Raw genomic sequence first — 11,140 nt, 5'->3', positions numbered from 1 at the left:
GGCCGGGGCGGGGGGCGGGGGGGGGGGGGGGGGGGGCTGTTCGGTCGGGTGGGCGGCGGCGGGTGGGGCGGGGGGGTTCACGGTGTCCCCCCGGGGCGGGGCGAGGGCCCGTACAACGGCCGTCGCGCTCCTGGTGTTCGTGGTCGGTCCTGCGGTGATGCGGTGCTCCTTCTTCTCCGACTGGCAGGTCGGACTGGGCGTGCCTAGAGGTGTGCGAGCTTGTAGAGCACGGGCGCGGCCTCCCGGAGGACGGCCCATTCCTCCTCGTCGAGCCCTTCGGCGAGCTCGGCGAGCCAGGCGTTGCGACGCCGGCGGCTCTCCGCCAGGATCGCCTCGGCCTGCTCGGTGCTGCTGACGACCACCTGGCGGCGGTCCTCGGGGTGCGGCTCGCGCCGCACGAGTCCCTTCTCCTCCAGCATCGCGACGATCCTGGTCATCGAAGGGGGCTGCACGTGCTCCTTCCGGGCGAGCTCACCCGGCGTGGCCTTTCCGCACCGGGCGAGGGTGCCCAGCACCCCCATCTCGGTAGGGCTCAGCGACTCCTCGACCCGCTGGTGCTTGAGCCGGCGGGAGAGGCGCATCGTGGACGATCGCAGCTGGTTGACCGCTGCGAGGTCCTGCTCGGACATCTCGGGCATGGTCGTTAGCTTACGTCATTACTCTCGCTAACGAAAATTGGTTGCCGCCCTCCCCACCCTCCCCGCGGTCCACCGCCGCGCCGGAAGATCGCCCCGGTGCCATATTGGACATAGGTCTCGACTCCCAGAAGGGCCGACCAGACATGTCCGACCTCGCCGCCGACCAGGCCGCCCCGAACGGCACCGGCTTCGCCCGGCTCGCCCTGGTCACCATCGACTGCGCCGACCCGGTCGCGCTGGCCGGGTTCTACGGCGAACTGCTCGGCTGGGAGACCCGCCACGCGGACGAGCACTTCGCGATCCTCGACAACCCCGAGGGCGGCAGCCCGCTGGCCTTCGGACGGGTCACCGGCTACCGCCCGGAGCCCTGGACGGAACCGGACGGCGGCAAGCACTTCCACCTCGACTTCTACGTCGACGACCTCGACGAGGCCATCGGCCGGGCCCTGGAGCTCGGCGCCACCGAGCCGACGTACCAGCACGGCCGCACGCTCAAGGTGCTGATCGACCCAGCCGGCCACCCGTTCGGGCTAGCCCCCCTGGACTAACCCACGAACGGGCCCGGCGGACCTGCGCAGAGGGTGTCAGGGATTGGTGCCAAGATCATGCAGGCCCCGTAAAGGCCCACGCTGACCTGGGACTTCACGAAAACGCCGAACCTTGTGCGGCCGCCGGGCAGTGGTTACTGTCCCGGTTGTCAGGGCCCCGTTGTCAGGGGCACCACATGTCAGGGGCACCATGCCAGGTCTCCCCCCGGCGGACCCCGTCCGTGCCCACTGCGCACGCCTTCCCACGCGCCCCACCGGCCGTCCCGTTCCTCCCGGCAGTCCCGCGTCCGCCCGAGCCCTGGCGCCCTCTTCCCCCCTCATCCGTCCAGGGAGCTGTCATTGGGTGAGATCCACCATGCCGACCACGGCTGGATAACACCGGCGGTCTCGTACTTCGTCGCCTGCCTCGGCTCGTTCGTCGCCCTGCGCAGCGCCCGCTGGGCGCTCGTCTCCCAGGGCCGCACCCGGGTCAACTGGCTGCTCTTCGCGGCCACTTCGCTCGGCGCCGGAATCTGGTCCATGCACTTCATCGCGATGCTCGGCTTCTCCGTCAGCGGCGTCGACATCACCTACCGGCCCGGGCCGACGGTGCTCAGCCTCGTGGTCGCGATCGTCGTCGTCGGCGTCGGCCTGTTCACCGTCGGGTACAGCAGGCGCCCGGTGCTGTCGCTGCTCGCCGGCGGCCTGACCACGGGCCTCGGGGTCGCGGCGATGCACTACCTCGGCATGGCCGCGATGGTCCTGCCCGGACACGTGCACTACGACCGCACGACGGTCGGGCTGTCCATCGGCATCGCGGTGTTCGCGGCGACGGCCGCGCTCTGGGCCGCGCTGAACATCCGCGGCACGCTGGCCGTCCTGGCGGCGGCGCCGGTGATGGGCGTCGCCGTGTGCGCGATGCACTACACGGGCATGTCGGCGCTCTCCGTCGAACTCGACTTCTCGCAGAACACCCAGGGCGGCGTGATGGCGCTGGAGTTCATCTTCCCGCTCGGGGTCGGGCTCGGCTGCTACGTGTTCTTCGGCGCGCTCGCCTTCGCGGTGTCGCCGAGCAAGAGCGTCACCCAGCCCGTCGTCGTCGGCCACGCCGCACCACTGGCCGCACGCCGGCGCTGAGCGCTCGCCGGCTCTGAGTGCTCGCCGACACTCAGCGCACGCACGGCGGAGGCCGGGCCCGAACCCACCGGGCCCGGCCTCCGCTTTCGCGTCCCGCTACTCGGGCCCGCCGAGCAGCCCGGTCAGGTGCTCCGGCGTGGCCACCGGGCACACCTTGCGGACGAAGTCCCGCCGCAGCCCGTGGTACGGCTCGCCCGCGCGGTAGAAGTTGGCGTGCATGCGCCGGAGTTCCTCCGCCCGGTAGTCGGCGAGCGGGCGCTCCTCGTCGTCCGCGGCCAGCCGGCGCTTCTTGTCGACCAGCCGCGCGGTGAGCTCCGGCGAGGCGGCGAGGCGGGCCGCCTCACGGACCGTCCAGCGGCGGAACCCGGCCGCGTCCCCGCCCTCCGTGCGGTCCACCAGGCCGATCCGGCGGGCCTGCCCGGCCCCGACCGGCAGCGCCTCGGTGGTCAGCCGCTCCGCCCACTCGGCGCCGACCCGGCGCGGCAGGGTGTACGTCCAGTACTCGGAGCCGTACAGGCCCATCAGCCGGTAGTGCGGGTTGAGCACCGCCGACTCGCGGCACCACACCTCGTCGGCGGCGATCGCCAGCATCAGCCCGCCCGCGGCGGCGTTCCCGGCGAGCGCCGAGACGGTCAGCTTGTCGGTCGTGGTGAGGATCGCCGCGACCAGGTCGTCCATCGCGTTGATGTTCTCCCACGACTCCAGCGCCGGGAAGGACGCGCCCTCGATGACATTGAGGTGGATGCCGTTGGAGTAGAAGTCCCGGGCCGCGCCGAGCACCAGCACCGAGGTGGGCCGGTCGGCGGCCGCGCGGTAGGCGGTGAGCAGGCGGCGGCACTGCTCGGTGCTCATCGCCCCGCCGGTGTGGGCGAATTCGAGGAAGCCGACGTCGCCGTCCTCGTGGTAGCGCAGCTCCGACCAGGTGTCGCGGCGGGCCGCCTCGGCCGCGGTCACCGGCACCTCGCGGACGCGGTGCAGCTCGTCGGCGAGCACCGTCGCGGCGGGCAGTTTGAAGGTGGCGGGCCCGCCCGGGGTGCGGCGCGGGCGCAGCTGCGGGATCCACACCGCGCCGTCCACGGTGGCCCGGCAGATCGCGCCGTCGCGGGTCGCGAGCACCTCGCCGGGCACGGGGCCGCGCAGCTCGTCCTCGGGGTGGCCGCCGTGCAGGAAGAACTCGCGGCCGTACAGCTCGTCGAGCACGCCGGGCTGGGAGTCGGCGGCGCGGAGCTTGCGGAGCACGGTGGCGGTGTCGTCGGCGGACCAGTCGATCCGGCGCGCGTCCTGCCGCAGGAACGGGCGCAGCCGGCCGCGGACGTCGGGCCGGTCGTAGTCGAGCGGTTCGGGGGTGAACAGCCCGCCCTCGTGACGCTGGACGGCCAGCAGGACGGCCTCGACGGCGGCGTCGGCCACCTCGTTGCGGTACAGCTCGCTCTTGCCGCACGCGGGGACGGTGAACTCGACCGACGCCCAGATGTCGCCCGCGTCCATCTCCCCGACGGCCTGCAGGACGGTGACGCCCCAGCGCTCGGCGCCCTCGGTGATCGCCCAGTCCAGCGAGGACGGGCCGCGGTCGCCCTTGGGGCCGGGGTGCACGATGAGGACGGTCCGGGCGCGCCAGACGTCCTCCGGGACCGCCTTGGTGAGCATCGGGCAGACGATCAGCTCGGGATCGGTCCGGTCCACCGCGGCCCGCACCTGTTCGTCGCCGAGGGCGAGCTGGACGGCGACCTGGTGGCCGCGCCCGCGCAGTTCGGTGTGGACGCGCTGGGTCAGGCTGTTGAACGCACTGGCGATCAGGAGAATGCGCAAGGGGGCCTCCGACGGGGACTGGGGGTCGCGCGCGGAGGCGATGAAACCAGGGCATGGACACGTAATGATTACGGTCGGCCCGTCCCCGCCCGACCCTCACGCACCCTGCACACCTGTGGCCCCGGCATGGCGCACGCTTCGCGGGATCTCCCCAGCCCCTCCCCGGAGTTGACCTCCCGCGTTCGTCTCCGTCGGGTCAGCGGGGAAAGGCCCGGCGGGCCCGCCAGGTGGTGTGCTCGCGGGAGACCGCGTCCTCGGCCTCGGCGGCCAGGCGGGCCCAGCGGGTCTCCGCGTCCGGCGCCCGGGGGTCGAGGTCGGACAGCTGGTTGCCGACGTTCTCCAGCTCGCGGGCGGCCAGCTGGTAGGCGGCGGCCAGCGGGCGGAGCTGCTTGAGCTGCGTCCAGGCGATGATCGACGCGGCCGCGGCGGAGCTGGCGCCGAAGACGTGCACCTGCAGCGCGCCGGTCGCCTGCGCGATGGCCGCCGCCGCGCCGATGATGATCAGCGCCGCGATGCCGAGCCCCCACGACACGGCCTGCGACTCGCACGCCTCGGCCCGGGAGCGGTACCAGGTGCGCTGGCTCTCGACCCGGGTGCGCAGGTAGAGCGTCCGCCGGGCGGTCAGCGAGCCGGCCCTGGCCAGCCGCATCTCGGGGGTGATCTCGGGGACGGTGCCGGGCGGCACGATCTCCGGGTCCTCGAAGGCCCGCATCACGTCTTCGAGCTGCAGCAGGTAGCCGCGGTCCACGTCGGGCGAGTCCGCCTCGCCGTCGAACGGGCGGGCGCGCACCGAGTACTTCCAGGCGAGCGTCTTCACCGACTCGGCCGCGGCCCTGGCCTCGTACCAGCGGCCCTGCGGGTTGCTGCGGCGCAGCCGGGACCAGAAGTAGCCGGCGACCAGGAAGGCCACCACCGAGAAGAGCGGCGCGATGTCGCCGTCGCCCGCCTTGTCCGGGCCCGGGAACGAGCCGATCACGGCGGCGATCACCAGCATCGCGATCAGCCCGCGGTACCACCGGAGCGTCTCGCGCTGTCCGTCCAGCGAGGCCTTGTCCGCCGTCCAGAACAGGTCCGGCAGCAGCTTGGCCTCGTCTCCCCCGGGCGGATCCTGTTGCACCATCGGTCGAGCCCCCTCCCCGTCGCCCCGTCCAGGCAGTATGCCCCCGGCCAACTCCGCTACACAGTCACATTTTTGACACCTTTCCCACGCGTCCGATTGTCCCCCTCGACCGGTAACCGATATAACCGGTTACATGCCGCTGCACTGGAAACTCGTCGTCGACTGCGCCGATCCGCTCCGCCAGGCCGCCTTCTGGGCCGCCGCCCTCGACTACGCGGTCGAGGACAACAGCGCCCTGGTCACCCGCCTCCTCGCGGCCGGCGCCCTCCCCGCGGAGGCCGTGACCGAGTTCGAGGGCCGCCCCGCCTTCCGCGCCCTGCTCGCCGTCCGCCACCCGGACGACCCGTTCGACCCGGCCACCGGCACCGGCCTGGGCCGCCGCATCCTCTTCCAGGCCGTCCCCGAGCCCAAGGAGACGAAGAACCGCCTCCACCTCGACCTCCACCCCGGCCCCGGAGCCCGCGAGGCCACCGTCACCCGCCTGCGGTCCCTCGGCGCCACCGTCCTGCGCCACGTGAAGGAGAACGGCGGCGAATGGACGACGATGGCCGACCCCGAGGGCAACGAGTTCTGCGTCCAGTAGCCCGGCCGAAACACACCGCGGCCCCGCCCTCCACGGAGGAGGACGGGGCCGCGTGCGGGGCGTACCGCGCTCAGAGCAGGCCGAGGGCCGGCATCAGGTAGTTCAGTCGGCCGTACCGCCCGGCACGACCCAGCGAGTGGGCTGCCCGGTGATGGACGCGATCATGTCGTAGTCGCCGTCGTAGTGCAGGACCGTGACCCCGTGCCGTTCCGCCGTCGCGGCGATCAGCAGGTCGGCCATCGACAGGGCGCGATGGTTCCCGCGGAACAGCGCACGACGCTGGATGTCCTTCGCCCGGTCCCAGACCTCATCGGTGCACGGCAGGTAGTCGAACCCCCGGAGCAGGTGGCTCAGCCGGTCCGCTTCCGCCGCACTCCGGGCGCTGTGCAGGACCTCCATCTCGACCGCGGCGCTCACCGCGAGGAGCGCCCGCTGCGAGAGATCGTCGAGAACCGGCCGCACCGCCGGTTCGCCCCAGCGCGCCAGGGCCGACTTGTCGATCAGGTAGCGCTCTCGGGTCACGCGGCAGCCGACTTGCCCGGCTCCCCGAGGAGGTCGAACTCCCCGTTGGCGATGGCATCGGCCAGCTCTATCCGCCTGGCCAGCTTCACGGCCTCCAACAGCGCCGCATTGACCGTGGCGACCTTCGTCGTCGTGCCGAACAAGCGCTGCGCCTCGGCGAGAAGGTCATCGTCGAGATCGATCACCGTGCGAGCCATGGCCATCTCCCTCGATCGACAACAAGAAAACGATATCAGTCCAGGAACATTCTCGATATCGAACACGGCCCCGCACCCAAGGGGTGCGGGGCCGTCGGAAACCCGGCGACGCAGGCTCAGAGCAGGCCGAGGGCCGGCATCAGGTAGTAGAAGGCGAAGACGCCCGCGACCGCGTACATCGGGATCGGGACCTCGCGGCCGCGGCCCGCGGCGATGCGCAGGATGCAGAAGGCGACGAAGCCGAAGCCGATGCCGTTGGTGATGCTGTACGTGAAGGGCATCATCACGATCGTCAGGAACGCCGGGATCGCGATCGTGTAGTCGGCCCAGTCGATCTCCTTGATCGAGTTGGCCAGGATCAGGAAGCCGACGGTGACCAGGGCCGGGGTGGCGGCCTGCGCGGGGACCATGGTGGCGAGCGGGGTGAGGAAGAGCGCCACCACGAAGAGCAGGCCCGTGACGATCGAGGCGAAGCCGGTCCTGGCGCCCTCGCCGACGCCGGCCGTGGACTCGACGAAGCAGGTGTTCGCGGACGCGGAGGTGGCGCCGCCGGCCGCCGTGGCGATGCCGTCGACCATGAGGATCCGGTTGATGCCCGGCAGGTCGCCCTTCTCGTCGAGCAGGTGGGCCTCGTCGGCGACGCCGAGGATGGTGCCCATCGCGTCGAAGAAGCACGACATCAGCACGGTGAAGACGAACAGCGCGCCGGTCAGCACGCCGACCTTCTCGAAGCCGCCGAACAGGCTGACCTTGCCGACCAGGCCGAAGTCCGGGGCGGCGACCGGGTTGCCGGGCCACGCCGGGACGGTCAGGCCCCACTTGAGCGCCGGGATGTCGGCGAACTCGTCGATCACGACGGCGACGGCGGTGCTGACCGCGATGCTGATGAGGATCGCGCCGGGCACCTTGCGGATCACCAGGACGAGGGTGAGCAGCAGGCCGACGACGAACACCAGGACCGGCCAGCCGAGCAGGTGGCCGCTGCCGCCGAGCTGGAGCGGCACGGTGGTGTGGGCGGCGTCCGGGATGCGGCTGACGAAGCCGGAGTCGACCAGCCCGACGAGGCTGATGAACAGGCCGATCCCGATCGCGATGGCCTTGCGCAGCCCGAGCGGCACGGCGTTCATGACCCGCTCGCGCAGCCCGGTGGCGACCAGCAGCATGATCGCGAAGCCGGCCAGGACGACCATGCCCATCGCGTCCGGCCAGGTCATCCTGGGCGCGAGCTGGAGCGCCACGATGGTGTTGACGCCGAGGCCGGCGGCCAGGCCGATCGGCACATTGCCGATGACGCCCATCAGCAGGGTGGTGAGACCCGCGGTGAGGGCGGTCGCGGTGACCAGCTGGGCACTGTCCAGGTGGGTCCCGTTCAGGTCCGTGGCGCTGGCCAGGATGATCGGGTTGAGCACCAGGATGTAGGCCATGGTGAAGAACGTGGCCACGCCGCCGCGGATCTCGCGCGGCAGGGTGGAGCCGCGCTCGCTGATCCGGAAGTAGCGGTCCAGGGCGCCGGAGGGCGGCTCGGGCGCGGTGTCGGCGGGCTCGGGCGACTCGGTGGTCGGCTGGACCACAGGCATGCGTGCGTCCTCTGTGGGGGGCGGAGGAGGGGGGCGAACGCCCTGGTCGACGGTGGCCGGGCGCAGAACCAAAAGTATGGTTTCCGGATCGAACCCGCGCTATCTTCGCGCGTAGAGCCGCGCGCGGCCCCGAGCGGACGCCGGATGGCCCCCACCGGACCCGCGCCCCGTACGCTAGGCCCCATGCCCAAGACCCCGCTGCACCCCTCCCCTCCGCCGCTGGAGGCCAACGACGTCGCGATCGTCGGCGGCGGCACGGTGCTGTGGTTCGTCGCCTTCCTGGTGCTGCTGCCGTTCCAGGGCACCCTCTCCGACCACGGCCACGGCACCTGGCCCTGGGTCTGCCTGTCCGGCGGACTGCTCGGCCTGATCGGCCTCTGGTACTGCCGCGCCCGCCGGGACGCGATCGCCCGCAGCCGCGCCGCCGAGGCCGCGGCCGCCGCGCACCCCGAAGGGACGGGCCCGGACGGGGCCGCGTAGACCCCGGCCACCCGGTCGGACCGAATAGGCCTTTAGTAGCACGCATCGGACATAAGGCACCCGTAGAGTCGGTGCCATGACGCAGCCTGCCCACTCCGCGGAAGAGCAGCCCGGCGACGGCGACCGCCCCGACGGTGCGCACCCCCTCGGCCTGCTGCCCGGCCGGCGCGGCGGGCTGAGCGGCGCGGAGGTGGCCGAGCGGGTCGCGCGCGGACAGGTCAACGACGTCCCGGTGCGCTCCAGCCGCTCCGCCAAGGAGATCGTCCGGGCCAACGTCTTCACCCGGTTCAACGCGATCATCGGCGTGATGTTCGGGATCATCCTGGTCGTCGGCCCGATCCAGGACGGCCTGTTCGGCCTGGTCATCGTCGCCAACACGGCGATCGGCATCATCCAGGAGCTGCGCGCCAAGAAGACCCTGGACAGCCTGGCCCTGATCGGCGAGGCCCGCCCGCAGGTGCGCCGGGACGGCACCGTCCAGCAGATCGGCGTCGGCGAGATCGTGCTCGACGACACCGTGCTGCTCGGCATCGGCGACAAAGTGATCGTCGACGGCGAGGTCACCGAGGCGGACGGCCTGGAGATCGACGAGTCGCTGCTGACCGGCGAGCCCGACCCCGTCCTCAAACAGCCCGGCGACCAGGTGATGTCCGGCAGCTTCGTGGTGGCCGGCGCGGGCGCGTTCACCGCGACGAAGGTCGGGCGCGAGGCGTACGCGGCGCAACTGGCCGAGGAGGCGAGCCGGTTCACGCTGGTGAAGTCGGAGCTGCGCACCGGCATCAACAGCATCCTGCGGTTCATCACCTACCTGCTGGTCCCGACCGCGATCGGCCTGATCATCAGCCAGCTGGCCGTCGAGGGCCGGGACTGGCGCGAGGCGGTGCGCCGCATGGTGGCCGGCATCGTGCCGATGGTCCCGGAGGGCCTGGTGCTGCTCACCTCGGTCGCCTTCGCGATCGGCGTGATCCGGCTCGGGCGCAAGCAGTGCCTGGTGCAGGAGCTGCCCGCGATCGAAGGGCTGGCCCGGGTCGACACGGTGTGCCTGGACAAGACCGGCACGCTCACCGAGGGCGGCATGGACGTGATCGACCTGCGCGTGATCTCCGACGGCGTGCCCGGGGCGGTCGGGCCGCGGACGATCGAGCACGCGCTCGGCGTGATGGCCGGGGCCGACGCGCGGCCGAACCCGTCCATGCAGGCCGTCATCGCCGCCTACGGGGACGGCTCGCGGACCATGACCGGGGCCGCGGGCGGTGCGAACGGCTGGCGCGTGATCGAGGCCATGCCGTTCTCCTCCGCCCGCAAGTGGAGCGGCGTGCAGCTGCTGGAGCCGCAGGGCGGCGAGGCCACCTGGCTGCTCGGCGCCCCCGACGTCCTGCTGCCGGCCGGCCACCCGGCGCTCGCCGAGGTGGACGAGCTGGGCGCCAAGGGCCTGCGGGTGCTGCTGATCGGCCGCAATCCCGTCCCGCTGGACTCCCCCGACCCGGCGGCGGGCCTCACACCGCTGGCCCTGGTGGTGCTGCAGCAGCGGCTGCGTGAGGACGCGGCGGCCACGCTGCGGTACTTCGAGGGCCAGCAGGTCCGGGCGAAGGTGATCTCCGGCGACGCCGCGGTCTCGGTCGGCGCGGTCGCCGCCCACCTCGGCCTGCCCGGCGCGGACCAGCCGCTGGACGCGCGCACGCTGCCGACCGAGCCGGAGGCGCTCGCCGACGCCGCCGAGCGGACGAGCGTGTTCGGCCGCGTCACCCCGCAGCAGAAGCGCGAGCTGGTCGGCGCGCTGCAGTCGCGCGGGCACACGGTGGCCATGACGGGCGACGGCGTCAACGACGTGCTCGCGCTCAAGGACGCGGACATCGGCGTGGCGATGGGCACCGGCAGCGACGCGACCAAGGCGGTCGCCCAGATCGTGCTGCTGAACGACTCCTTCGCGACGCTCCCCTCGGTGGTGGCCGAGGGCCGCCGGGTGATCGGCAACATCGAGCGCGTCGCCGGGCTGTTCCTGGTCAAGACCGTGTACTCGGTCCTGCTGGCGCTGCTGGTGATCTTCACCCACTCGCCGTACCCGTTCCTGCCCCGGCACTCGACCGTGCTGTCCACGCTCACCATCGGCGTGCCGGCCTTCTTCCTCGCGCTCGCCCCCAACAACGAGCGCGCCCGCACCGGCTTCGTCAAACGCGTGCTGCGGCTGGCGATCCCGGGCGGCGCCATCGCGGGCACCGGGACGTTCGCGGCCTACGCGCTGGCCAGGGCGAACCACGCGACGGACCTCAAGGCCGACACCAGCGTGGCCACGCTGACGCTGTTCCTGATCGCCATCTGGGTGCTCGCCATCGTCGCCCGCCCGTACAACTGGTGGCGCCTGCTGCTGATCGGCACGATGGGCGGCGCGTTCTCGCTGGTGCTGCTGGTCCCGTGGCTGTCCGACTTCTTCCAGCTCCGCCTGGTCGGCATCCGCGACCCGTGGACGGGCGTCGGCATCGCGGTGATCTGCTGCATGGCCCTGGAAATCGCCTGGCGCTTCATGAAACGCCGCGGCTACGAGTGACGCGG

At 72.2% G+C, this 11,140-nt stretch carries 11 protein-coding genes; 5 read left to right on the top strand and 6 right to left on the bottom strand.

Features of this window, described 5'->3' with window-relative positions:
- Nucleotides 1–203 precede the first annotated feature (203 nt).
- Nucleotides 204–638, bottom strand: coding sequence for a MarR family transcriptional regulator (locus ACFXDE_RS34110; protein WP_359967692.1), 435 nt, complete (start codon nt 636–638; stop codon nt 204–206).
- Between the two features lie 143 nt (nt 639–781).
- Between ACFXDE_RS34110 and ACFXDE_RS34105 the strand changes: the two genes are divergently transcribed.
- Both ACFXDE_RS34105 and ACFXDE_RS34100 read left to right on the top strand, forming a co-directional pair.
- The gene (locus ACFXDE_RS34105) at nt 782–1,186 is read left to right on the top strand and encodes a VOC family protein (RefSeq protein ID WP_380435541.1); all 405 of its coding nucleotides are present in this window, start codon (nt 782–784) and stop codon (nt 1,184–1,186) included.
- Between the two features lie 339 nt (nt 1,187–1,525).
- On the top strand, nt 1,526–2,302 hold the full coding sequence (locus ACFXDE_RS34100; RefSeq protein ID WP_380435539.1) for an MHYT domain-containing protein: 777 nt from the start codon (nt 1,526–1,528) through the stop codon (nt 2,300–2,302).
- 96 nt (nt 2,303–2,398) lie between these two features.
- Here ACFXDE_RS34100 and ACFXDE_RS34095 read toward each other — a convergent pair whose 3' ends face one another.
- Complete coding sequence (locus tag ACFXDE_RS34095; protein ID WP_380498368.1) at nt 2,399–4,111, bottom strand: hydrogenase maturation protein; 1,713 nt, start codon at nt 4,109–4,111, stop codon at nt 2,399–2,401.
- 196 nt (nt 4,112–4,307) lie between these two features.
- Nucleotides 4,308–5,231, bottom strand: a complete 924-nt coding sequence (locus tag ACFXDE_RS34090) for a DUF4231 domain-containing protein (protein ID WP_380435535.1) — start codon at nt 5,229–5,231, stop codon at nt 4,308–4,310.
- A 133-nt stretch (nt 5,232–5,364) separates the two neighbouring features.
- On the opposite strand from ACFXDE_RS34090, the gene ACFXDE_RS34085 reads away from it, so the two are divergent.
- The gene (locus ACFXDE_RS34085; RefSeq protein WP_380498367.1) at nt 5,365–5,814 is read left to right on the top strand and encodes a VOC family protein; all 450 of its coding nucleotides are present in this window, start codon (nt 5,365–5,367) and stop codon (nt 5,812–5,814) included.
- Between the two features lie 102 nt (nt 5,815–5,916).
- On the opposite strand, the gene ACFXDE_RS34080 is transcribed toward ACFXDE_RS34085, so the two are convergent.
- The 3 genes from ACFXDE_RS34080 to ACFXDE_RS34070 form a co-directional block, all read right to left on the bottom strand.
- Nucleotides 5,917–6,336 (bottom strand): PIN domain nuclease, encoded by a 420-nt coding sequence (locus ACFXDE_RS34080; RefSeq protein WP_380498366.1) that lies wholly within the window; start codon nt 6,334–6,336, stop codon nt 5,917–5,919.
- On the bottom strand, nt 6,333–6,533 hold the full coding sequence (locus ACFXDE_RS34075; protein WP_380498365.1) for a type II toxin-antitoxin system VapB family antitoxin: 201 nt from the start codon (nt 6,531–6,533) through the stop codon (nt 6,333–6,335). The genes ACFXDE_RS34080 and ACFXDE_RS34075 overlap by 4 nt, the downstream gene beginning before the upstream one ends.
- Before the next feature lie 116 nt (nt 6,534–6,649).
- Nucleotides 6,650–8,110 carry an NCS2 family permease gene (locus ACFXDE_RS34070; RefSeq protein WP_380435531.1) on the bottom strand — a complete coding sequence of 487 codons (1,461 nt, stop codon included), beginning with the start codon at nt 8,108–8,110 and terminating at the stop codon, nt 6,650–6,652.
- A gap of 183 nt (nt 8,111–8,293) precedes the next feature.
- On the opposite strand from ACFXDE_RS34070, the gene ACFXDE_RS34065 reads away from it, so the two are divergent.
- Nucleotides 8,294–8,590, top strand: coding sequence for a DUF2530 domain-containing protein (locus tag ACFXDE_RS34065; protein WP_380435529.1), 297 nt, complete (start codon nt 8,294–8,296; stop codon nt 8,588–8,590).
- A gap of 76 nt (nt 8,591–8,666) precedes the next feature.
- Nucleotides 8,667–11,135 (top strand): HAD-IC family P-type ATPase, encoded by a 2,469-nt coding sequence (locus ACFXDE_RS34060; protein WP_380498364.1) that lies wholly within the window; start codon nt 8,667–8,669, stop codon nt 11,133–11,135.
- Nucleotides 11,136–11,140 lie beyond the last annotated feature (5 nt).

Source organism: Kitasatospora sp. NPDC059408, from assembly GCF_042751525.1.
Lineage (GTDB): Bacteria > Actinomycetota > Actinomycetes > Streptomycetales > Streptomycetaceae > Kitasatospora.
Note: the sequence above shows the minus strand (reverse complement) of the source record. Positions and strands in the feature narration are given on the sequence as shown.

Bases quoted from the DNA above. Each gene is read 5' to 3' on its own strand.
- ACFXDE_RS34110 (WP_359967692.1), bottom strand. From the start codon at position 638: ATGCCCGAGATGTCCGAGCAGGACCTCGCAGCGGTCAACCAGCTGCGA.
- ACFXDE_RS34105 (WP_380435541.1), top strand. From the start codon at position 782: ATGTCCGACCTCGCCGCCGACCAGGCCGCCCCGAACGGCACCGGCTTC.
- ACFXDE_RS34090 (WP_380435535.1), bottom strand. From the start codon at position 5,231: ATGGTGCAACAGGATCCGCCCGGGGGAGACGAGGCCAAGCTGCTGCCG.
- ACFXDE_RS34085 (WP_380498367.1), top strand. From the start codon at position 5,365: ATGCCGCTGCACTGGAAACTCGTCGTCGACTGCGCCGATCCGCTCCGC.
- ACFXDE_RS34075 (WP_380498365.1), bottom strand. From the start codon at position 6,533: ATGGCTCGCACGGTGATCGATCTCGACGATGACCTTCTCGCCGAGGCG.
- ACFXDE_RS34070 (WP_380435531.1), bottom strand. From the start codon at position 8,110: ATGCCTGTGGTCCAGCCGACCACCGAGTCGCCCGAGCCCGCCGACACC.
- ACFXDE_RS34065 (WP_380435529.1), top strand. From the start codon at position 8,294: ATGCCCAAGACCCCGCTGCACCCCTCCCCTCCGCCGCTGGAGGCCAAC.
- ACFXDE_RS34060 (WP_380498364.1), top strand. From the start codon at position 8,667: ATGACGCAGCCTGCCCACTCCGCGGAAGAGCAGCCCGGCGACGGCGAC.